This is a genomic window from Caulobacter sp. NIBR2454, assembly GCF_027474405.1.
Classification (GTDB): Bacteria; Pseudomonadota; Alphaproteobacteria; order Caulobacterales; family Caulobacteraceae; genus Caulobacter.
The window spans coordinates 722,262-741,608 of record NZ_CP114871.1 but is presented as its reverse complement, the minus strand read 5'-3'; the positions used below and the strand labels follow the sequence as shown (position 1 = coordinate 741,608).

Below are 19,347 nucleotides of genomic sequence, written 5' to 3'. Positions count from 1 at the left end.
GGATCAGCGCTCCGCCAGGCGGCGCTGGATCGCGGTCGAAAGGTCGTCGGCGAAGTTCTCCAGCCGGCCGCCGAACTTGGCCGCGTCGGTCGAGAACTTGTTGTAGGCGATATAGGCCGGGATGGCGGCGATCAGGCCAAGAGCCGTGGCGAACAGGGCTTCGGCGATAGCCGGGGCGACCACGGCCAGGGAGGTGTTCTTCTCGGCGGCGATCGCCTGGAAGGCGTTCATGATGCCCCAGACCGTGCCGAACAGGCCGATGAACGGCGAGGCGGTGGCCACGATGGCCAGCAGGCCCAGGCCGTCCTCGGCCTTGGACGTCTCGCGGGCGATGGTGTTGTCCAGGGTGCGGTCGATGCGGGTGATCAGCATGGCCGTCTGGGCGTCGTCCATGCGGCCCTTGGCGCGGGCGTCGCGCCATTCCTTCAGCGCCCCGACCAGCATCCTGGGCAGAGGCTGGGTCGGGCTGGTCCCTGCTTCGGCCGCGACGTCTTCCAGCGAGCGCCCGCCGCTGACCTTTTCCTCGAAGCGGTCAGCCTCGCGGTTGAGGGTCATGAACTTGAAGGTCTTGTCCAGGATCACCGCCCAGGACCAGAGCGAGGCCAGGCCCAGCCCGATCATCACCAGCTTGATGATCCAGTCGGCCTGCATGAACAGGTGCAGGAACGAGAAGTTGGCGGCGGCTGCGGTGTCCATGCGGTCTCCGTCGTGCGAATCAGTGTCGGTTCGGGTCCGTTTGCCATGACCCGGGGGGATGGTGAAACTATGGCGTGGCTTGATAAACGGCTTTTGCGCCGCCCCGCCGCGCTCAGGCCTGCTTAGCGAACAAGGGTGACAGGCGTTCCACAAGTCCGGCCGGCGGGCGCCTTGGACGGCCGTCCATGGTGATGCAGGCCGCCTCCACCGCCGCCTGAGCGATCAGCTCCTCGCCTCGCATGATCCTCTGGGTCACCAGCAACCGCGGGCCTTTGACGGCGTCGTACAGGGTCACCACCGTCAGGGCGTCGTCCACCTTGGCCGGGCGCTTGAAGTCGATCTCCATGCGCACGACGACAAAGGCGGCGGGGTCCTCGCGCTCCGCCAGGTCGGTATGCGACACCCCCGCCAGACGCAGGAAATCGCTCCGCCCCCGCTCGAAATAGCGCAGGTAGTTGGCGTGATAGACGACCCCGGTGAAATCGGTGTCCTCGTAGTAGATCCGCACCGGAAGATGATGCTCGCGCCCATGCAGGGCGCCGGAGGTGGGCTCGGTCATGGGCGTCCCTCGGCTGACAAGGAGGCCTTGGCCCCGGCTAGATGCGCCAGCAGCAGGCCAAACGAAACGCACCAGCCCAGAAGGGGCGAGGCGCCATAGCCAATCACCGGCGTCGGGAAGTTGCCGAAGATCCCGGCCAGGATGAAGCCGCCCCAGAGGGCGCCTAGCGCCAGGGGTGCGGCCGACGTCGTCTTAAAGCCCGCAATCAGGAAGGGCGCCGGCAGCAGCGCCAGCATCAGGCCGGCGAACACCCCGACCACCGGCAAGGCCGCGAAGGCGGTCGAGACCACTTCCTCCACGTAGCTGACCGCCAGCAGGCTGTCCGGCCGCGTCCAGGCCCAAACCGCCGCAATAAGGGCCACGGCGGCGGAGGCGAGGTCGAGACGTGCTCGATGAACCCAAAGCCGAGCTACGACCGCCAAGGCGAAGGCGACCGCCGCACCGCCATCCGGCTGCGCGGCGAGCACGGCGGCGATCCCGGCGCAGAGCAGAAGGCTCGGCAGGGTGGCGGGGCGCAAGGCGAAGGTCCAGACCGCCGCTGGAAGGAAAATAGATGCCAGATGGAGCAGCAGCGGGCCGATGGCGATCCACCGGGTCGCGCCATCGACCGTGATGCCGAACAGAAGGGTCAGGATCAGCACGCCCAGGCAGACCGCCATGACCAGCGTCGTCTGGGCGCCGTCCCGCGCCGGGGCCCATCGGGCGGCGGCGATGAGCAGGATGACGGCGACGACCCCTGCCCCAGCCTGAACCGCCAACATGAGAGATGAAGCGCCCGCGGCTCTGATGGCGAGCAGCGAAGCCGCCAGCGTCAGGCCGATTTGCAAGGCCAGCAACGCCCAGAGCTGAGCCGCCGGCCGGCCGGTCATTCGAACAGCCCGCCCTGCGGGGTTGGCTGGGGCGGCGGGGTCAGGCCGATGTGGAGGTAGGCCTTGGCGCAGGCCACGCGGCCGCGTGGGGTGCGCTGGATGAAGCCCTGCTGCATCAGATAGGGCTCGATCACGTCCTCGACCGCGTCGCGGGCCTCGGCGATGGCGTAGGCCAGGGTCTCAACACCCGCCGGGCCGCCGTTGTAGTGCTCGATCAGCGCGCGCAGATAGCGGCGGTCCAGGCTATCGAGACCGACCTCGTCCACCTCCAGCCGGGCCAGGGCGCGCGAGGCGTGGCCCTTGTCGATGACGGTCGCCCCGTCGGCGGTGGCGAAGTCGCGCACCCGGCGCAGCAGACGGCCGGCCACGCGGGGCGTGCCGCGAGCGCGGGCCGCGATCTCCATGGCGCCGTCCTCCGCCAGGGGCGCGCCCATCTTGCGGGCCCCATGCAGCAGGACGTGCTTGAGCTCCTCGTGCGTATAGAACTCCAGCCGCACCGGAATGCCGAAACGGTCGCGCAGCGGCGTGGCCAGCATCCCGGCCCGCGTGGTCGCGGCCACCAGGGTGAAGGGCGCCAGATCGATACGGATCGAGCGGGCCGACGGCCCCTCCCCGATCACCAGATCCAGCACGTGATCCTCCATGGCCGGATAGAGGATCTCCTCCACGTTCGGCGGCAGGCGGTGGATCTCGTCGATGAACAGGACGTCGTTGGCTTCCAGATTGGTCAGGATCGCCGCCAGGTCCCCGGCCTTGGCCAGGACCGGGCCGCTGGTGGCGCGGAAATTCACGCCCAGCTCGCGGGCCACGATCTGGGCCAGGGTGGTCTTGCCCAGCCCCGGAGGTCCGAACAGCAGCACATGATCCAGGGCCTCGCCCCGGCCCCTCGCGGCCTCGATGAAGATCTTCAGATTGGCCTTGGCCTGCGCCTGGCCCACGAACTCGGCCAGGGTCTGGGGCCGCAGGGCCTTGTCCGAGGCTTCGAGCGGGGCCTGCTCGCCGGAGACGATGCGCGTCACCGGCCAAGCTCCTGCAGACCGGCCTTGATCAGGGCCGAGACGTCAGCCTCCTCGCCCAGGCGGATGGCGGCGGCCTCGACCACGCGGCGGGCCTGCGCCTCGGCGATGCCCAGGCCCATCAGGCCGACCACGGCCTCGCCCGAAGCGGACGGTTTGGCGGCGACGGGCGACGGGGCGGCCGACGACGAGAAGCTGATCGGCCCGTCGGTGATCGGCTTGTCCTTCAGCTCGGTGACGATGCGCAGCGCCAGCTTGGGACCCACGCCCTGGGCGCGGCCGACGGCGGCCTTGTCCTCGCGCGCCACGGCGCCGGCCAGTTCGGCGGGGGTCAGCACGTCCAGCACCGCCATGGCGGCCTTGGGACCCACGCCCTGGATCGCCTGCAGCAGGACGAAGGCGCGGCGATCCTCGCGGGTGCCAAAGCCGTACAGGCGCAGGCCGGCGCTCTCGCTCCACTGGCTTTCGATGTGCAGCAGGGTCTCCTCGCCCAGAGCCGGCAGGCGGCCAAGCGTGCGTGAGCCGCAGCGGACCACATAGCCGACGCCCATGACGTCGATCAGGGCCTCTTCCTCGCCCACCTCGGCGACGGCGCCGCGCAGACGGCCGATCATCGCACCCCCCGGGCGGCGAGCGCCGCTTCCCAGGCCGCGCCGGACGAGCCCTTGCGGGATCGGACAGGCGCGCGGGTCGTGACGGGCTCGGCGGCCCGGCCACGGGCGTGGGCGTGAGCGATGGCCACGGCCAGGGCGTCGGCGGCGTCGGCCGCGACTCCGCTGGCGGCGGGCAGGATGCGGGCGATCATGAAGCCGATCTGGTCCTTGTCGGCGGCGCCGGTGCCGACCACCGCCTTCTTGACGTGGCGGCTGGCGTATTCGGCCACGGGCAGTCCGGCCCGGGCGGGCGCGATCAGGGCCGCGGCCCGGGCGTGGCCAAGCTTGAGGCTGGATTGGGCGTTGGTGTTCAAGAAGGTCTCCTCCACCGCCGCCTCGTCGGGGGCGTGCGCGGCGATCACCGCCTCGATCCCCTCGAACAGGGTCAGCAGGCGGGTCGCGAAGGCCGCGGCCTCGTCGGGGGCGATGACCCCGTGGGCCACATGGGTCAGGCGCGAGCCGTCCATGACGATGACGCCCCAGCCGGTGCGCCGGAGGCCGGGATCGAGCCCGAGAATGCGAATCGCGTTCGTCATGTGTTCCGCAATTTCTCTCGTAGAGACCGTGCGGGAAAGCGGTTTTTAGTTAATGGCGGCGGGAAGGGTTCCGACGCCACGCATCCTTCGAGACGCGGCCTTTCGGCCGCTCCTCAGGATGACGGATTCAGAGAGCAACAAAACTCGTCATGCTGAGGAGCGCGCAGCGCGTCTCGAAGCACGCAGGGGATCAGCCCAGCTTGGCCAGGTCCTCGTCCGAGATGCTCTCGTTGGAATAGACGGTCTGGACATCGTCTTCGGCGTCGAGGGCGTCAAGCAGCTTCATCAGGGTGTTCACCGCGTCGCCAGTGACCTCGACCTCGGTCTGGGGCTTCCAGACGATGGCGGTGGATTTGGGATCGCCCAGCACCTTGGACATGGCCTCGGCCACGTCGTTGAGGTCCTCGAAGGCGGTCCAGATCGTGTGGCCCGGGGCGTCTTCGTAGATGTCGGGCTTGACCAGATCGCTCTCGACGTCCTGGGCGCCAGCCTCGATGGCGGCCTCCATGACGGCGTCTTCGGTGCCTGCTTCGGCGGGATAGGTGATCTTGCCCACCCGGTCCCACATGAAGGCGACCGAGTTCATTTCGCCCAAGGCCCCGCCGTTCTTGGCGAAGGCCGAGCGAATGTTGGCGCCGGCGCGGTTGCGGTTGTCAGTCAGGGCTTCGACGATGATGCCGACGCCGCCGGGACCGCGGCCCTCGTAGCGGATCTCCTCCATCGCGTCGATTTCGCCGCCGGCGGCCTTCTTGATGGCGCGGTCGATGACGTCTTTCGGGACGGATTCGGCCTTGGCGTTGTTCACCGCCAGGCGAAGACGCGGGTTCATGGCCGGGTCGGGCAGACCGCTCTTGGCGGCCACGGTGATTTCCCGCGACAGCTTGGAGAACAGCTTGGAGCGCACCGCGTCGGCGCGACCCTTGCGGTGCATGATGTTCTTGAATTTTGAGTGGCCGGCCATGCTCGGGCTCTTAGCTCTCGAATATTGGAGTTGCGGCGCTTCTAGCGCCTCGCGGCGTTCGATGCCAAGCGCGGCGTCGGCGGAAACCGCTCAGGCACGGCCGCGTTTGGCTTTCAGAAGGAAGCCCCATGACCGAAGCCGAACACGACACCCTGCCCAAATCCATCATCGACTGGCAGCCGACCCATGGCGTCGGCCTTCACAGAGCCTCGGTGACCAACGCCACCAGCGAGACGGCGATCGCCGTGGCGGTGGGCGCGGTCGCCCTGGCCGCCGTCGCCGTCGGCGCATTCCTGCTGGGCCGCTCGACCGCCGACAAGTCGCTGGACGACCTGGACCCGCGCGGCCTGATCAAGCGCTGGCTCTAGGCGGTCGCCAGCTCGACCGCCGGGATGTGCTCGCGCAACCGGCCGCCCACGCGGATCGGCTCGATGCGCTTGGCAAGGCCCGTGCGGTCGTCGGTTTCGACAAACACCCCGCACACCGTCGCCGGACCGCTGGCCGGTTGATAGCGGCCGCCGCTGATCTTGGTTGTGAAGCGCCGCAGGGGCTCTTCCTTCTGGTTGCCGATCACACTGTCATAGTCGGCGCAGGCGCCGGCGTCGGTCTGATAGGCGGTGCCGCCGTTCAGGATTTGGCAGTCGGCGGTCGGCACGTGGGTGTGGGTGCCCACCACCAGACTGGCCCGGCCGTCGCAGAAGTGGCCCATGGCCATCTTCTCGCTCGTCGCCTCGCAGTGCATGTCCACCACAACCGCATCGGCCACCATGCCCAGAGGCGCGGTCGCCAGCTCTCGGTCGGCGGCGGCGAAGGGGTCGTCCATGGCGTCCATGTGGACCCGGCCCAGCAGGTTGATCACCAGGATGGTGCGGCCCCGATCGGTCTGGAACAGGTGCGAGCCCCGGCCTGGCGCGTCCGACAGGATGGGATAGTTGGCCGGCCGGATCAGGCGCGGCTCACGCACGATGTAGGTCAGGGCCTCGCGCTGGTCCCAGCTGTGGTTGCCCAGGGTCAGGCAGTCGGCCCCGGCCTCGAACAGCTCGCGGGCGGTGTTCTCGGTGATGCCGAAGCCGGCCGCCGCGTTCTCGGCGTTGACGATCACGAACTCGAGGTCGAGCTGGCGGCGAAGGGCGGGCAGGTGATCGGCCAGGCCGTCGCGGCCTGATTTGCCGACGACGTCCCCGAAGAAGGCGAAACGCATGTCAGGAAGGGTCCTTTCGGACCTCGATATAACCGTTTTCGGTGAGGATTGCGTCCAGATGCATGTCGTGCGGCTCGCACGGCACCCGGGCTACCTCCTGACCGGCATAGGCCAGGCCGATGACGAACACCGGCTTGATGGCCCGCGCGGCCTCGATGGTGCGGTCATAGGACCCCGCCCCCTGGCCCAGGCGCATGCCCCGGCGGTCGAAGGCCACCAGGGGCGCGATGATCACGTCGGGATGCAGCTGCGGGGCGGCGGGCGGCGGGCTGGGCACGCCGAAGGCGTCGGGCAGGAAGGTGTCGCGGCTGTCGGCGGCGCGGAAAATCAGCGGCTCGTCGCGGCTGAGCGCGACCGGCAGGGCGACGGCGGCCCCGGTGGCGGCCAAGCGGTCGAGGACCGCGGCGGGGTCCATCTCCGCGCCATGGGGATAGTAGCCGGCGACCACGGCGAAGGCCGGCAGGCGTTCCATGGGCAGGTGCTCGGCCGCCCGTTCGGCGGCGTCGGGCGAGCGCTCGGCCAGGGTCTTGCGCAGGGCGCGCATCTCGGCGCGCAGGATCGTCTTGGCGGAGGAGAGGTTGGCGTGGACCATGGCGTCAGCTTCTAGATCAGCCGCCCCGGGGCGGCCATCCCGAAGCCAACGCCTCAGAACGCGCCCCGTGCCATCAGGCCGTTGGGCGCGTCTCGGCCTCGGCGGCGCGGGCCTTGGCTTCCGCCTTGGCCTTGGCGGCGGCGATGCGGGCCGCCTTGCGCTTGGCCACGGTGGAGCCGTTGCTCATCAGAATCGACTGCGCAGACTCTTCGCCCCGGAAGCTCTCGTGGCGATACTGATAGTTGTTCTGCCAAGCGCCCGTGGCGTTGACGCTGTTGTTGGATTCCGCCTGCGCGAAGGCGGCTCCGCCCAGGGCGACAGAGGCCGTCAGGACCGTGGCGATCATAAGCTTACGCATCTGCTTCTCCTGTCAGGCGCCGCAGCCGCTCGGCTCGTTGCAACCTTAAGGCGCAGCACCATTAGGCGCACGCCTGGTTGCTGTTCGCAAGTCGCGAACAGCAAGTTCTGCAAGGAAGAGAAGGGTGGCGGCGCCGCGAGAACCGTGAAGGACGTGTTCAATCCCCTCGGACCTGGAGTACCAGGTGGGCGCCATATACCCGCAGCCACGGCCACGGACAGGGACAGCTCCCTTCGAGATGATTAAGGTCGCTGGGATGTGAAGCCTTCGACGAGGGCCACAGCAGGACCCGCCATCGACTAACCTAATGGTCCTGGTCGCCGTTCGCCAGCTTTTCAATTCTTTTAGCCGCGGCCTCAAGCGCCTGGGCGGCCTTGGCCTCCGCGCCGGACTGGCCGTTCTGCAGGCGGATCTGGTCGGCCTGCAAGGCGGCGTAGCGCAGTTTCAGGTCGGCCAGCTCGTCAGCCAGCAGCAGGGCGCCCATCAGGAACAGGCGCGTCTCGCCCAGCTGGCCCATGTCCTGGGAGACGTGGCGGACCTGGCGGTCGAAGCTTTTGGCCAGCTCGCGCAGGTGGCTTTCCTGCCCATCCTCGCAGCCCACGGTGTAGGGGCGGCCGTTGATTTCGATGATCAGCTGAGCCACGGCCTAGTCCTTCCCGGCTTCGCTGTCGCCCAGGGCGGCGCGGATCTCGGTAATGGCGCGGCCAAGGGCGGCCGAGGCCTGGGCCCCCGCTTCCTCCAGCGCCTTCTCCCGCGCCCGGGCGGCGTCGAGTTCGGCGGCCAGCTTGTCGCGATCCTGGGCGAACAGGTCCTCGCCATTGGCCGCCGGTCGGGCGAGCTTCTGCTCCAGCAACGCGACCGCGCGCTCAAGCCGCTTGGCCGCCAGATCGAGGGCGCTGGCTTCTCCGCTCATCGGGGACGTTCCGCTCATAGGCTGCAACATATAGATCGCGACGCTTATCGCCAGTCACACAAGGCCGTCGCAAGCGATCTTGGCGTCGATTGGGCGGGCTCGTCACAATCCCTCACGCCATGTGAAGCTAGCCTGGGGTTGACTTCCCTGCCCCCGCCTTCAAAACCCCCTGCAAAATCAAGAACGCCGCTCACCCTGAGCAGCGCCAAAGCTGGAGAGACACCGCCATGGCCATTCGCGTCGCCATCAACGGGTTCGGCCGCATCGGCCGCCTGGTTCTGCGTTCCATCGCCGAGCACGCGCGCCGTGACATCGAGGTCGTCGCCATCAACGACCTGGGCCCGGTGGAGACCAACGCCCACCTGCTGCGCTACGACAGCGTCCATGGCCGCTTCCCCGGCACGGTGACGTCGGGTGAGGACTGGATCGACGTGGGCATGGGCAAGATCAAGGTCACGGCGATCCGCGACCCCAAGGATCTGCCGCACAAGGAACTGAACGTCGACATCGCGTTCGAATGCACCGGCATCTTCACGTCCAAGGACAAGGCCGCCGCCCACCTGGCCGCCGGCGCCAAGCGCGTGCTGGTCTCGGCTCCCGCCGACGGCGCCGACAAGACCATCGTCTTCAAGGTCAACCACGACGTCCTGACCGCGGACGACATCATCGTGTCCAACGGCAGCTGCACCACCAACGCCCTGGCCCCGGTCGCCAAGGTGCTGAACGACCTGTTCGGCATCGAGCGCGGCTACATGACCACGATCCACGCCTATACCGGCGACCAGCCGACCCTCGACACCATGCACAAGGACCTCTATCGCGCCCGTGCGGCCGGCCTGAGCATGATCCCGACCTCGACCGGCGCCGCCAAGGCGCTGGGCCTGGTGCTGCCGGAGCTGAAGGGCAAGCTGGACGGCTCGTCGATCCGCGTTCCGACCCCGAACGTCTCGGTCGTCGACCTGAAGGTCGTGGCCGCCCGTGACGTGACGGTGGAAGAGATCAACGCCGCCCTGCAGGCCGCCGCCGACGGCCCGATGTCGGGCGTGCTGCACACCACCACCGACCCGGTGGTGTCCATGGACCTGAACCACATCGCCGCCAGCTCGACCGCCGCCCTGCCCCAGACCCAGGTGGTCGACGGCAAGCTGGCCCGCGTCCTGTCCTGGTACGACAACGAATGGGGCTTCGCCACGCGCATGAGCGACACCGCTCTGGTCATGGCCAAGTTCCTCTAAGACCCCTTTCAAACACCCCGGCGCGATCCGGGGTGTTTTCATATGGCTGAGTTCGTTTCGCGCTAAATCAGCCGCTCACCCCGGCGAAGGCCGGGGCCCAGGTGAAGCCCTGCTGAGGTTCTGGATGAATCTGGATCCCGGCCTTCGCCGGGATGAGCGGGTAGAGGATGAGTTGCGGACCTAGCCCCCTCATCCGTCTCGCTTCGCGAGCCACCTTCTCCCACGAGGGGAGAAGGGAGAACAAGGATACCACATGACCTTCCGCCCGCTCGCCGACGCCGATCTTGAAGGCAAGACCGCCTTGGTCCGCGTGGACTTCAACGTCCCGATGGAGGACGGCAAGATCACCGACGACACCCGCCTGCGGGCGGCGCTGCCGACGATCCATGCCCTGAGCCTGCGCGGCGCCAAGGTGGCGTTGCTGGCGCACTTCGACCGTCCCAAGGGCCAGCGCGTGCCGGAGATGAGCCTCAAGCCCATCGTCGAGCCGCTGTCGGCGCTGCTGGAGCAGCCGGTGGCCTTCGCCGACGACTGCATCGGCGACGAGGCCAAGGCGGTGATCGACGCCCTGGAGCCGGGCGGCGTCGCCCTGCTGGAGAACGTCCGCTTCCATGCGGGCGAGGAAAAGAACGACCCGGCGTTCGCCGAGGCCCTGGCGGCCCTGGGCGACCTGTACGTCAACGACGCCTTCTCGGCCGCGCACCGCGCCCACGCCTCGACCGAAGGGGTGGCGCGCAACCTGCCGGCCTATCCGGGCCTGGCCATGCAGCGCGAGCTGGAGGCCCTGGACGCCGCCCTCGGCAACCCGCAGCGCCCAGTGGTTGGCATCGTCGGCGGATCGAAGGTTTCGACCAAGCTGGACCTGTTGTCGAACCTGGTGGCCAAGCTGGACAAGCTGTCCATCGGCGGCGGTATGGCCAACACCTTCCTGTTCGCTCAAGGCCACGAAATCGGCGCGTCTCTCTGCGAGAAAGACCTGGCCGACACCGCACGCGAGATCATGGCAAAGGCCAAGGAAAGCGGCTGCGAGCTGCTGCTGCCGGTGGACGTGGTCGTGGCTCAGGACCTGAAGCCAGGAACCAAGGGCGAGGTCCGCGCGCTGAACGAGGTTAAGGCTGACGACAAGATCTTCGACGCAGGCCCGCAAACCACCAAAATCCTGCTGGCCGCCATGGATGGGTCCAAGACCCTGATCTGGAATGGCCCGCTTGGCGTTTTCGAGGTCCCTCCGTTCGACGAAGCGACCGTAAAAGCGGCGAAACATGCCGCTCAACTCGCCAAGGCGGGGAAGATCGTGGCGGTTGCGGGCGGCGGTGATACGGTGTCGGCGCTGAACCACGCGGGAGTCGCGGCGGATCTGACCTTCGTGTCGACCGCTGGCGGCGCGTTCCTGGAGTGGATGGAAGGCAAGACCCTGCCGGGGGTCGCGGCTCTCGAAGTCGGCTAAGCCGGTACAAGAACAAGACGACCAAAAACAAAAAAGACACACGCAGACGGAGATACGGACTTGGCGAGGATCACCCTCAGACAGCTGCTCGATCACGCGGCTGAGGACGGCTATGGCCTGCCGGCCTTCAACATCAACAACATGGAGCAGGGCCTGGCCATCATGGAGGCCGCCGACGCCGTCGACGCGCCGGTCATCATCCAGGCCAGCCGTGGGGCGCGGAACTACGCCAACGACATCATCCTGACCCGGCTGATCGACGGGCTGGTGGAGCTCTATCCGCACATTCCGGTGTGCATGCACCAGGACCACGGCAACGGCCCGGCGACCTGCGCCACGGCGATCCAGTACGGCTTCACCTCGGTGATGATGGACGGCTCGCTGATGGAGGACGCCAAGACCCCGGCCTCCTACGAGTACAACGTCGAGGTCACCCGCCGGGTGGTCGAGATGGCCCATGCCTGCGGCGTCTCGGTCGAGGGCGAGCTGGGCGTTCTGGGCTCGCTGGAGACCGGCATGGGCGAGGCCGAGGATGGCCACGGCTTCGAGGGCAAGCTGTCGCATGACGAGCTGCTGACCGATCCGGACCAGGCCGTGGACTTCGTGCAGAAGACCGGCGTCGACGCCCTGGCCATCGCCATGGGCACCAGCCACGGGGCCTACAAGTTCACGCGCAAGCCGGACGGCGACGTCCTGGCCATGAACGTGATCGAGGAGATCCACCGCCGCCTGCCCAACACCCACCTGGTGATGCACGGCTCGTCTTCGGTGCCGCAGGACCTGCAGGACATCATCAACCAGTACGGCGGCCAGATGCCCCAGACCTGGGGCGTGCCGGTCGAGGAAATCCAGCGCGGCATCAAGCACGGCGTGCGCAAGGTCAATGTGGACACCGACAACCGCATGGCCATCACCGGCGCCGTCCGCAAACTGCTGATCGAGAAGCCGCAGGAGTTCGACCCGCGCGCCTATCTGAAGCCGGCCAAGGACGCCATGCGCAAGGTCTGCCAGCAGCGCTACGAAGAGTTCGGAGCCGCCGGCCACGCCTCGCGCATCCGGGCCCTGTCCACCGCCAACATGGCCAAGCGCTACCTGACGGGTGAACTGGCCCCGAAGATCGGCGCGCTCAAGACAGCCAGCGCCGCGGCCTGATCGCGAAAGCCTGGGTCCGGGTCGCCGGACCCAGGCGACCGCCGCTAGCGCGCGGCGACGACCACAATCACCACTTCAGAATCCAGCGACCGGCGGCCGCCCCCATGGCGCCGCTGAGCACCATGCCCAGGGTGTACCAGGTGGCCACGAAGGTCGCCGTGCTCTCGGCGCAGGACAGGCCATAGACCGTGGCCGCCACGGCGCCGCTGAACACGCCGGCGGCGAGGCCCGCCGCACCCGGCCGTGTCGGAGCGAACCCGCGCATGACCAGCAGCATCGCCACCTGGACCGGCATGCTGAGGGTCACGATGGCGGTGAGGCAATAGCTGAAGGAATTGCCATGGACCATGTGGGCGCGATGGCTGGCGTCAGCGCTTATCAGCTCCATGCCGGCGGCCGCCGCGAACGCGACCGCAAGCAGCGCTGCGATGACAGGCGCCGACCGGGCGCGCCCTTCCGGGCGCGAAAGCTGAAGGCAAGCCCAGAAGGCGACGGCGGCGATCATGACGGTGTAGCCGGCCTTCACCCAGATGAAGGCGCCGCCCATGGCCTCGATCAGGTCGCCGCGCAGACCCAACAGGCATAGCACCAGCGCCAGGGAGCCGAGGCCGCCCACGAAGCCGGCGAGTCCGAGGCGGCGCTGCAAGGCGCCCTTCGGCGTCGGCTTCAGGTCGGCCGCCATGGCGTCGAGAAGGTCGTCAGTCAGCACGGCCGCGCACCTTTTCGGTCAGGCGCTTCATCGCCCGATGCAGGGCGACCTTGGCCGCCCCTTCGCTGAGCCGCGCGCGTGCGCCGGCCTCGGCCAGGCTGAGACCATCGACCTTCACATCCCGCACCAGGCGTTGATGTTGTTCGGGCAGATCGGCCATCACGCGGTCCAGATCGCTGGCCGCGGTAGGATCGCCGGTCTCGGCGGCAAGGAATTCGGCATAGTCCTCAATAGGCAGGTGGGCGCGCACGCGGTGGCGGCGCCAATGGTCGATAAGCTTGTAACGCGCCAGCGCATAGATCCACGGCGTCAGCGGCTGGCTGCGGTCATAGGTCGAGCGTCGGGTGTGCGCCGCCAGCAAGGTCTCCTGCACCAGATCCTCCACATCGTCGCGAGCCTCGCCCATACGACGGGCGAAGTAGAGTCGAAGCCGGTCTGACAACAAGGCGAGCAGCCGCCTATAGGCCTGGGCGTCACCGTCCAGTCCCCGCTGCATAAGCCCCTTCAAGACAAATTCACTAGCGTCCACGCAGACCTCTAGTCCGCACCATCCCGGCGGAAGGTTACAGCCGGGTCTGGATAAACGGCAGCGAAACTTCGGTCACCGAACGCCGGCGCCCTTAAAATCCAGATATCGAGCCGTCGCGACGGACGCCTAGCCTTGCATTCCAACGGGGATCGACGGGCGGCGCAGCCTCGCGCTTCGCGACGCCGGCTGCTGCTCCCTGCGTTTTTTAGGACATCGCTGTAACGCTTCACGGCTGACGGCGAACTAGCTCTCTGCCGGGTGGCGCAGTCGATGGTCGGCTGCCGCGCGGCGCGTAAAAGGATCGCTCGATGAACACGACGCAAGCCGTCACCGCGCGCATTTCTCAAAAACAGGACGGCGAAGGTCGTCTGGAAAAGCTGGGCAAGGTCATCGCCCGCGCCCGCCAGGAAGGCGACGGCCCGACCCTGATCACCCAGGAGCGGCTGGCCAACGCCACCGGCATCGATCGGGCGCATATGAGCCGGCTTGAGCGCGGAAAGAGCAATGTGACGATCCTGAATGTCCTGCGGGTCGCCGACGCCCTGGGCATGCCCGCCTCGGAACTGCTGCGCCGCGCCGGCCTTTAGGCGCGCGGCTAAAACCTACCCGTTCTGAACCGCCGCTGGCAGGCCATCGGCGGGCGCTACCCATTGATTTGATTGATCTTGCGCCATTTCGAAAAATATCGAGCACGTCTGTAACGGTTCTCGTCGCCCGCCGAACTAGCCCTGCAGACCGAGCATGCCGATCGTCGGCGAAAGCTTGGCTCGCAAGGAACGCTCCATGAAAACCTCCTTCGTCCTCGCCGCGGCCGTCGTCCTCAGCGCCGGCGTCGCCCAGGCCGCCACCCACGTGGAAGCCAAGCCGAACCAGGAGAAGTGCTACGGCATCGCCAAGGCCGGCGAGAATGACTGCGGCGCCGGGCCCGGCACCAGCTGCGGCGCGACGTCCAAGGTCGACTACCAGGGCGACGCCTGGAAATACGTCGCCAAGGGCACCTGCACCTCGATCAAGACCCCCAAGGGCATGGGCTCGCTGACGCCCAAGCCCACGGCAAAGACCTGAGCCACGGCTGAGGGATCGCGGCCATGACGCAAGCCACCGCCGGACTGGGCCTCAAGCCCCCGCACTATGAGGACGCGGTCGCGTGTCCGGCGGCTGGCCTGTGGTTCGAGGCGCATCCCGAGAACTACCTGTGCGACGGCGGTCCCCGGCTGGCCTGGCTGACCGCCATCCGGGAGGCCCACCCCTTGTCTCTCCACGGGGTGGGCCTTTCCCTGGCCGGTCACACGCGGCCAGATCGCCGGCACCTGAAGGCGCTGCGCGCGCTCATCGACCGCTTCGAACCCTTTCTGGTTTCCGAGCATCTCGCCTGGTCAACCCATCGGGGCGCCTATCACCCGGACCTGCTGCCCTTTCCCCGCACGGCCAAGGCCCTGGCCCGCATCGCCGACAACATCGACGCCATGCAGACGGCCCTGGGCCGCCAGGTGCTGATCGAGAACCCGTCGCTTTATCTGGAGCTGAACGGTCACGAGATCGGCGAGGCGGAGTTCCTGGCCGAGCTGGTCCGCCGTACCGGCTGCGGCCTGCTGCTGGACGTGAACAACGTCTTCGTCACCTGCCGCAACCTGGGGGGCGATGCGAACGCCTATATCGACGCCGTGCCCGCACAGGCGATCGGGGAGATTCACCTGGCCGGCCATGCCGAGGACGAGCGTCTTGGCCGCGCCCTGCTCATCGACACCCACGGCGCGCCGGTCGCGCCGGAGGTCTGGGCTTTGTACCGCCGGCTCATCGACCGCATCGGTCCGCGCCCGACCCTGATCGAGCGCGACGACGCCGTCCCTGAATTTTCCGAACTGATGGCCGAGCGCGATATCGCGGACGCGGTCCTGCAAAACGCCCGGAAGGACGCCCATGCCTGCGTTGAATAACCTGACCGCCTTTCAGGACGCCTTCACCGGCGCCATCGCCGGCGACGCCGCGGGCCTGGCGCCTTGGCTGGTGGACGAGGCGCCCGGGCTGAGCGTCTATCGCAACACCATCGCGACGGCGGCGATCGACGCCCTGGCCGCCAACTATCCCGTCGTGGTCCAGATCGTGGGGGAGGACTGGTTCCGGGCGGCGGCGGCGCGTTTCGCGGCCGACCACCCGCCGCGCCAGCCGAGCTTGTCAGCCTATGGCGAAGGCTTCGCCGACTGGCTGGCCGGGTTTGGGCCCGCGGCGGAGCTGCCCTATCTGCCGGGAATCGCCCGGCTGGATCGTCTGTGGACCGAGGCGCATCTGGCGGCGGACTATTCGCCCCTGAACGCCTGCGACATCGCGGTGATCCCGCCAGCGCGCCTGCCCTTCGCGCGGGTGCGGCTGCACCCCGCCCTACGTTGGGCCAGCTTCGAGCATGGCCTGCCGGGGCTGTGGCTGGCCAGCCGCGCGGGCCAGGCGGAACTTGAGATCGCCGACGCGCCCCAGGCCGTGCTGATCGCGCGCCCACGGGCGACGGTGGAGACGCGGCTGATATCGCCCGCCGCCGTGACCTTCCTGGAGGCGTGCCATGGCGGACTGCAACTGCACCGGGCCATGGCCGAGACCCTGGCGCGCCACGCGGACGCCGACCTTTCGCAAATCTTCGCCGGCCTGATCGCGGCGGGGGCTTTCGCCAGCCTTAGATAGATTTGCGGGCGACGGCTCGACCGCCGCCCGCGAGTTTGCTCAGCGGCTCAGTCGTCCACGTGGGCGCCGCGCATCTCCTGAACGAAGAAGGCGCCGATGACGACCGTGGCGGCGGCGATGGTCACCGGGTACCACAGGCCGAAATAGATATTCCCCGTGGCCGCCGACATGGCGAAGGCCGTGGTCGGCAGGAAGCCCCCGAACCAGCCATTGCCGAGGTGATAGGGCAGCGACATGGAGGTGTAGCGAATCCGCGCCGGGAACATCTCCACCAGGGCGGCGGCGATGGGTCCGTAGACCATGGTCACCAGCAGGACGAGGACGAACAGCACCCCGACCACCAGCGGCTTATTGACCTTGTCCGAGTCGGCCTTGGCCGGATAGCCGGCGCTGAGGAGCTCGGCGCTGAGGGTCTTGCGCCAAGCGGCCTGCTCGGCGGTGAAGGCCGCCTTGTCCAAAGCCTCGCCCCGGAACGAGGGGACGCTGACGCCGCCGATCTCGACGCTGGCGATCTCCCCCGCCGGCGCGGCGCGGTTCTCATAGGAGACGCCCGCCGAGGCCAGGGCCGACTTGGCCACGTCGCAGGAGGTGGTGAAGGCAGTCTTGCCCACCGGGTCGAACTGGAAGGCGCATTCGTTCGGATCGGCGATCACGGTCACCGGCGCCCGCTGGCTGGCGGCGGCCAGCTCTGGATTGGCGGCGGCGGTCAGGGTCTTGAACAGCGGGAAGTACAGCACCGCCGCCAGCAGACAGCCGGTCAGAATCACCGGCTTTCGTCCGATCTTGTCCGACAGCCAGCCGAAGACGATGAAGAACGGCGTGCCCAGCAGCAGGGAGATGGCGATCAGGGTGTTGGTCAGGGCGCCGTCGACCTTGAGCACCTTCTCCAGGAAGAACAGAGCGTAGAACTGGCCCGTATACCAAACCACCGCCTGGCCGGCGGTCAGGCCCAGCAGGGCGAAGATCACCAGCTTGAGGTTCGACCACTTGCCGAAGGCGTCCGTCAGGGGCTGCTTGGAGGTCTTTCCCTCATCGACCATCTTCTGGAAGATCGGGCTCTCATTGAGTTGCAGGCGGATCCACAGGGACAGGCCCAGCAGCACAACCGAGATCAGGAACGGCGCGCGCCAGCCCCACTCGGAGAAGGCTTCCTCGCCGGTCTGGCCGCGAACCAGGAGGATCACCGCCAGGCTCAGGAACAGGCCGAGCGTCGCCGTGGTCTGAATGAAGCTGGTGTAGAGGCCGCGCCGCCCGGGGGGCGCATGCTCGGCTACATAGGTCGCGGCCCCGCCGTACTCGCCGCCCAGGGCCAAGCCCTGCAGCAGGCGCATCAGCACCAGCAGGATGGGCGCGGCCACGCCAATGGTCTCATAGCTGGGCAGCAGGCCGACCGCGAAGGTCGAGCCGCCCATGAGCAGCATGGTGACGAGGAAGGTGTTCTTGCGCCCCCACAGGTCGCCCAGGCGCCCGAAGACGATGGCGCCCAGCGGCCGGACCGCGAACCCCGCCGCGAAGGCGAGCAGGGCGAAGATGTAGCCCGTGGTCTCGTTCACCCCCGAGAAGAAGTGCTTGGTGATGTAGGTGGCCAGCGAGCCGTAAAGGTAGAAATCGTACCATTCGAAGACGGTGCCGGCCGAAGCCGCGCCGATCACCATCCCGTGCTTGCGCCCTTGCGCCATATGCGTTTCCCCCAGCCTGTCCTCGGCTTTCACGCCTATGGTTGGGGCAGTCCGCCGCCGCGCACAAGCGGCCAAAGCAAGTTCAGTGAAGGCTGCGGGAGGCGCCCTGCTCGCGGGATCGGCGCACGTCGCCCGCCATGGCGCTGGTGAAGCTCATCAGGCCGGCATAGGGCGCGACCATGCCGGCGGCTTTGGTATCGATGCGCTTGGCGGTCTCGGCGTAGGCGGCGGTGATGCTGGCGGTGGCCACGGCGCCGACGAGCTGAGCCGACCGGCGCTTGGGGGCGGCCCAAACCAGGGCGGCGTTCACGGCCTGCATCACGCCCCACAGCGCCAGGGCGCGGGTGCGACGCGGGCTGGACGGCGCGTTCCAGATGCGAAGCGCCGACAGGCTGGAGAGCGAGAATAGGGTCGGCAGGAGGAGGGACAGGGTGGGCTTGGACGGCTTGACCGTCACGCCGTCGGTCGCGGCCGCCTGCTCCGCCGGGCCGGCGGGCGGGGTGCGCTTGAGGGCGATCAGGGCCGTGCCGCTGGCGATGGCGGCGCAGACCGCCACGCCGATGGCGACGTGGCCGGCGCCGCGTCCATGACTGTTGAGCTGATCTTCCAGCTTGTCCTGGGCCGTATCGACCAGTCCCATGGCTTCCTCCCTGCTACGCAAGGAGAACAGGCGGAACCTTCAGCGGTTCCGCCCTGTAAACTCAACCGTCGGCGTGACCTTCGCCGACCAGCTCGCCCAGGGCGCTTTGCAGGTAGTTCTGCTCGCCCAGGGCCTTCACCAGGCCGAGCTGGGTCTCCAGGAAGTCGATGTGGTTCTCGGTGTCTTCCAGGATTTTCAGCAGCAGATCGCGGCTGACATAGTCCTTGGCCGCTTCGCAGGCGGCGATGCCGGGCACCAGGGTGGCGTGTCCGCCGATCTCGACGGCTAGGTCCGCGGCCATGCATTCGGGCACGGTCTCGCCGATCTTGAGCTTGTGCAGGTCTTGCAGGTTCGGCAGGCCGTCCAGGAACAGGATGCGCTTGATGAGCATGTCGGCGTGCTTCATCTCGCCGATGCTCTCGTCATAGGTGATCTTGCCCAGGCGCGCGAAGCCCCAATGCTGGTAGACGCGGGCGTGCAGGAAGTACTGGTTCACCGCCGTAAGCTCGTTGGTGAGCACGGCGTTGAGCAGGTTGATGATGGTCTTGTCGCCCTGCATTGGTATCTCCTGATCGCGGGTTCGGGCGGAACCTGATTGATCAGGATCAGAGCTTCAACTGCTTTGTGTGCGAGTGTTTCGCAGCCGCACGCTTTTCTTCGCGAGCGCTTCGCAGTTGCTGAAGACGCGGCCTATTCGGCGGCGAAACGCAGGGACTGACGGGATTCGTCGATCATCTGGCGCATCTCGCAGACGCACTTGGCGCATTGCGCCTGGCACTGGTGAGCGCGGAAAATTTCAGCCGGACGGGACGCGCCGGCTTCGATCGCCGCGCGGACCTGACGTTCCCTGATGCCGTTGCAGTTGCAGACGTACAAAGCGACGTGGACCCGACTGATTGAGTATCATTCGCATCTAATATCTCTCCGCA

Annotated in this window: 26 protein-coding genes; 8 read left to right on the top strand and 18 right to left on the bottom strand. The window is 67.8% G+C overall.

Annotated elements, in window-relative coordinates:
• Positions 1–3 precede the first annotated feature (3 nt).
• The 7 genes from tolQ to O5K31_RS03645 all read right to left on the bottom strand — a co-directional run bounded on the left by tolQ (position 4) and on the right by O5K31_RS03645 (position 5,290).
• On the bottom strand, positions 4–696 hold the full coding sequence (gene tolQ / locus O5K31_RS03675; RefSeq protein ID WP_269715949.1) for a protein TolQ: 693 nt from the start codon (positions 694–696) through the stop codon (positions 4–6).
• A 112-nt stretch (positions 697–808) separates the two neighbouring features.
• Complete coding sequence (gene ybgC, locus O5K31_RS03670; RefSeq protein WP_269715946.1) at positions 809–1,255, bottom strand: tol-pal system-associated acyl-CoA thioesterase; 447 nt, start codon at positions 1,253–1,255, stop codon at positions 809–811.
• Positions 1,252–2,124 (bottom strand): FtsW/RodA/SpoVE family cell cycle protein, encoded by an 873-nt coding sequence (locus tag O5K31_RS03665; protein WP_269715944.1) that lies wholly within the window; start codon positions 2,122–2,124, stop codon positions 1,252–1,254. Before O5K31_RS03665 ends, ybgC begins: the two co-directional genes overlap by 4 nt.
• Positions 2,121–3,143 (bottom strand): Holliday junction branch migration DNA helicase RuvB, encoded by a 1,023-nt coding sequence (gene ruvB, locus O5K31_RS03660; RefSeq protein ID WP_269715942.1) that lies wholly within the window; start codon positions 3,141–3,143, stop codon positions 2,121–2,123. The genes O5K31_RS03665 and ruvB overlap by 4 nt, the downstream gene beginning before the upstream one ends.
• On the bottom strand, positions 3,140–3,754 hold the full coding sequence (gene ruvA / locus O5K31_RS03655) for a Holliday junction branch migration protein RuvA (protein ID WP_269715940.1): 615 nt from the start codon (positions 3,752–3,754) through the stop codon (positions 3,140–3,142). The genes ruvB and ruvA overlap by 4 nt, the downstream gene beginning before the upstream one ends.
• Positions 3,751–4,341, bottom strand: coding sequence for a crossover junction endodeoxyribonuclease RuvC (gene ruvC, locus O5K31_RS03650; RefSeq protein ID WP_442867771.1), 591 nt, complete (start codon positions 4,339–4,341; stop codon positions 3,751–3,753). Before ruvC ends, ruvA begins: the two co-directional genes overlap by 4 nt.
• 178 nt (positions 4,342–4,519) lie before the next feature.
• Entirely contained in the window at positions 4,520–5,290 is a 771-nt protein-coding gene (locus O5K31_RS03645) for a YebC/PmpR family DNA-binding transcriptional regulator (protein ID WP_269715936.1), read from the bottom strand.
• Positions 5,291–5,418: 128 nt separating this feature from the next.
• Between O5K31_RS03645 and O5K31_RS03640 the strand changes: the two genes are divergently transcribed.
• Positions 5,419–5,658 carry a hypothetical protein gene (locus O5K31_RS03640; protein ID WP_269715934.1) on the top strand — a complete coding sequence of 80 codons (240 nt, stop codon included), beginning with the start codon at positions 5,419–5,421 and terminating at the stop codon, positions 5,656–5,658.
• On the opposite strand, the gene O5K31_RS03635 is transcribed toward O5K31_RS03640, so the two are convergent.
• From O5K31_RS03635 to O5K31_RS03615, 5 genes are all read right to left on the bottom strand, one after another.
• Complete coding sequence (locus O5K31_RS03635) at positions 5,655–6,491, bottom strand: TIGR00282 family metallophosphoesterase (RefSeq protein WP_269715932.1); 837 nt, start codon at positions 6,489–6,491, stop codon at positions 5,655–5,657. The genes O5K31_RS03640 and O5K31_RS03635 overlap by 4 nt on opposite strands.
• Position 6,492: 1 nt before the next feature.
• A complete protein-coding gene (locus tag O5K31_RS03630) occupies positions 6,493–7,083 on the bottom strand; it encodes a 5-formyltetrahydrofolate cyclo-ligase (RefSeq protein ID WP_269715930.1) in 591 nt (196 codons plus the stop codon).
• Between the two features lie 73 nt (positions 7,084–7,156).
• A complete protein-coding gene (locus O5K31_RS03625; RefSeq protein WP_269715929.1) occupies positions 7,157–7,441 on the bottom strand; it encodes a hypothetical protein in 285 nt (94 codons plus the stop codon).
• A gap of 304 nt (positions 7,442–7,745) precedes the next feature.
• Positions 7,746–8,084 (bottom strand): cell division protein ZapA, encoded by a 339-nt coding sequence (locus O5K31_RS03620; RefSeq protein ID WP_269715927.1) that lies wholly within the window; start codon positions 8,082–8,084, stop codon positions 7,746–7,748.
• 3 nt (positions 8,085–8,087) lie between these two features.
• On the bottom strand, positions 8,088–8,354 hold the full coding sequence (locus tag O5K31_RS03615; RefSeq protein ID WP_269715925.1) for a DUF4164 family protein: 267 nt from the start codon (positions 8,352–8,354) through the stop codon (positions 8,088–8,090).
• 227 nt (positions 8,355–8,581) lie between these two features.
• Here O5K31_RS03615 and gap point away from each other — a divergent pair, with 227 nt between their 5' ends.
• The 3 genes from gap to fba all read left to right on the top strand — a co-directional run bounded on the left by gap (position 8,582) and on the right by fba (position 12,188).
• Positions 8,582–9,589 carry a type I glyceraldehyde-3-phosphate dehydrogenase gene (gene gap, locus O5K31_RS03610; protein ID WP_269715923.1) on the top strand — a complete coding sequence of 336 codons (1,008 nt, stop codon included), beginning with the start codon at positions 8,582–8,584 and terminating at the stop codon, positions 9,587–9,589.
• Positions 9,590–9,842: 253 nt separating this feature from the next.
• Positions 9,843–11,036, top strand: coding sequence for a phosphoglycerate kinase (locus O5K31_RS03605; protein WP_269715921.1), 1,194 nt, complete (start codon positions 9,843–9,845; stop codon positions 11,034–11,036).
• Between the two features lie 60 nt (positions 11,037–11,096).
• Positions 11,097–12,188: a class II fructose-bisphosphate aldolase gene (gene fba / locus O5K31_RS03600; protein ID WP_269715920.1), complete on the top strand. Its 1,092-nt coding sequence runs from the start codon at positions 11,097–11,099 to the stop codon at positions 12,186–12,188.
• 67 nt (positions 12,189–12,255) lie between these two features.
• Here the strand turns inward: fba and O5K31_RS03595 are convergent, their stop codons facing one another.
• Together O5K31_RS03595 and O5K31_RS03590 are read right to left on the bottom strand one after the other, a co-directional pair.
• Entirely contained in the window at positions 12,256–12,897 is a 642-nt protein-coding gene (locus tag O5K31_RS03595) for a DUF1109 domain-containing protein (protein ID WP_269715918.1), read from the bottom strand.
• Positions 12,887–13,426 carry a sigma-70 family RNA polymerase sigma factor gene (locus O5K31_RS03590; RefSeq protein ID WP_269715916.1) on the bottom strand — a complete coding sequence of 180 codons (540 nt, stop codon included), beginning with the start codon at positions 13,424–13,426 and terminating at the stop codon, positions 12,887–12,889. The genes O5K31_RS03595 and O5K31_RS03590 overlap by 11 nt, the downstream gene beginning before the upstream one ends.
• A gap of 308 nt (positions 13,427–13,734) precedes the next feature.
• Here O5K31_RS03590 and O5K31_RS03585 point away from each other — a divergent pair, with 308 nt between their 5' ends.
• From O5K31_RS03585 to O5K31_RS03570, 4 genes are all read left to right on the top strand, one after another.
• Entirely contained in the window at positions 13,735–14,013 is a 279-nt protein-coding gene (locus O5K31_RS03585) for a helix-turn-helix domain-containing protein (protein WP_269715914.1), read from the top strand.
• Positions 14,014–14,209: 196 nt separating this feature from the next.
• Positions 14,210–14,491, top strand: a complete 282-nt coding sequence (locus O5K31_RS03580; RefSeq protein WP_269715913.1) for a BufA1 family periplasmic bufferin-type metallophore — start codon at positions 14,210–14,212, stop codon at positions 14,489–14,491.
• 23 nt (positions 14,492–14,514) lie between these two features.
• The gene (gene bufB, locus O5K31_RS03575) at positions 14,515–15,363 is read left to right on the top strand and encodes an MNIO family bufferin maturase (RefSeq protein WP_269715911.1); all 849 of its coding nucleotides are present in this window, start codon (positions 14,515–14,517) and stop codon (positions 15,361–15,363) included.
• Positions 15,347–16,099 carry an HvfC/BufC N-terminal domain-containing protein gene (locus O5K31_RS03570; protein WP_269715909.1) on the top strand — a complete coding sequence of 251 codons (753 nt, stop codon included), beginning with the start codon at positions 15,347–15,349 and terminating at the stop codon, positions 16,097–16,099. The genes bufB and O5K31_RS03570 overlap by 17 nt, the downstream gene beginning before the upstream one ends.
• 47 nt (positions 16,100–16,146) lie before the next feature.
• On the opposite strand, the gene O5K31_RS03565 is transcribed toward O5K31_RS03570, so the two are convergent.
• From O5K31_RS03565 to O5K31_RS03550, 4 genes are all read right to left on the bottom strand, one after another.
• Positions 16,147–17,778 (bottom strand): MFS transporter, encoded by a 1,632-nt coding sequence (locus O5K31_RS03565; protein ID WP_269715907.1) that lies wholly within the window; start codon positions 17,776–17,778, stop codon positions 16,147–16,149.
• Positions 17,779–17,860: 82 nt separating this feature from the next.
• The gene (locus O5K31_RS03560; RefSeq protein ID WP_269715905.1) at positions 17,861–18,418 is read right to left on the bottom strand and encodes a tryptophan-rich sensory protein; all 558 of its coding nucleotides are present in this window, start codon (positions 18,416–18,418) and stop codon (positions 17,861–17,863) included.
• 61 nt (positions 18,419–18,479) lie between these two features.
• Positions 18,480–18,977, bottom strand: a complete 498-nt coding sequence (gene bfr / locus O5K31_RS03555; protein ID WP_269715903.1) for a bacterioferritin — start codon at positions 18,975–18,977, stop codon at positions 18,480–18,482.
• A 131-nt stretch (positions 18,978–19,108) separates the two neighbouring features.
• The gene (locus O5K31_RS03550) at positions 19,109–19,294 is read right to left on the bottom strand and encodes a (2Fe-2S)-binding protein (protein WP_269715901.1); all 186 of its coding nucleotides are present in this window, start codon (positions 19,292–19,294) and stop codon (positions 19,109–19,111) included.
• Between the last annotated feature and the right edge of the window lie 53 nt (positions 19,295–19,347).

Bases quoted from the DNA above. Each gene is read 5' to 3' on its own strand.
- tolQ (WP_269715949.1), bottom strand. From the start codon at position 696: ATGGACACCGCAGCCGCCGCCAACTTCTCGTTCCTGCACCTGTTCATG.
- ybgC (WP_269715946.1), bottom strand. From the start codon at position 1,255: ATGACCGAGCCCACCTCCGGCGCCCTGCATGGGCGCGAGCATCATCTT.
- O5K31_RS03665 (WP_269715944.1), bottom strand. From the start codon at position 2,124: ATGACCGGCCGGCCGGCGGCTCAGCTCTGGGCGTTGCTGGCCTTGCAA.
- ruvA (WP_269715940.1), bottom strand. From the start codon at position 3,754: ATGATCGGCCGTCTGCGCGGCGCCGTCGCCGAGGTGGGCGAGGAAGAG.
- O5K31_RS03645 (WP_269715936.1), bottom strand. From the start codon at position 5,290: ATGGCCGGCCACTCAAAATTCAAGAACATCATGCACCGCAAGGGTCGC.
- O5K31_RS03640 (WP_269715934.1), top strand. From the start codon at position 5,419: ATGACCGAAGCCGAACACGACACCCTGCCCAAATCCATCATCGACTGG.
- O5K31_RS03635 (WP_269715932.1), bottom strand. From the start codon at position 6,491: ATGCGTTTCGCCTTCTTCGGGGACGTCGTCGGCAAATCAGGCCGCGAC.
- O5K31_RS03630 (WP_269715930.1), bottom strand. From the start codon at position 7,083: ATGGTCCACGCCAACCTCTCCTCCGCCAAGACGATCCTGCGCGCCGAG.
- O5K31_RS03625 (WP_269715929.1), bottom strand. From the start codon at position 7,441: ATGCGTAAGCTTATGATCGCCACGGTCCTGACGGCCTCTGTCGCCCTG.
- O5K31_RS03615 (WP_269715925.1), bottom strand. From the start codon at position 8,354: ATGAGCGGAGAAGCCAGCGCCCTCGATCTGGCGGCCAAGCGGCTTGAG.
- gap (WP_269715923.1), top strand. From the start codon at position 8,582: ATGGCCATTCGCGTCGCCATCAACGGGTTCGGCCGCATCGGCCGCCTG.
- O5K31_RS03605 (WP_269715921.1), top strand. From the start codon at position 9,843: ATGACCTTCCGCCCGCTCGCCGACGCCGATCTTGAAGGCAAGACCGCC.
- O5K31_RS03585 (WP_269715914.1), top strand. From the start codon at position 13,735: ATGAACACGACGCAAGCCGTCACCGCGCGCATTTCTCAAAAACAGGAC.
- O5K31_RS03580 (WP_269715913.1), top strand. From the start codon at position 14,210: ATGAAAACCTCCTTCGTCCTCGCCGCGGCCGTCGTCCTCAGCGCCGGC.
- bufB (WP_269715911.1), top strand. From the start codon at position 14,515: ATGACGCAAGCCACCGCCGGACTGGGCCTCAAGCCCCCGCACTATGAG.
- O5K31_RS03570 (WP_269715909.1), top strand. From the start codon at position 15,347: ATGCCTGCGTTGAATAACCTGACCGCCTTTCAGGACGCCTTCACCGGC.
- O5K31_RS03565 (WP_269715907.1), bottom strand. From the start codon at position 17,778: ATGGCGCAAGGGCGCAAGCACGGGATGGTGATCGGCGCGGCTTCGGCC.
- O5K31_RS03560 (WP_269715905.1), bottom strand. From the start codon at position 18,418: ATGGGACTGGTCGATACGGCCCAGGACAAGCTGGAAGATCAGCTCAAC.
- bfr (WP_269715903.1), bottom strand. From the start codon at position 18,977: ATGCAGGGCGACAAGACCATCATCAACCTGCTCAACGCCGTGCTCACC.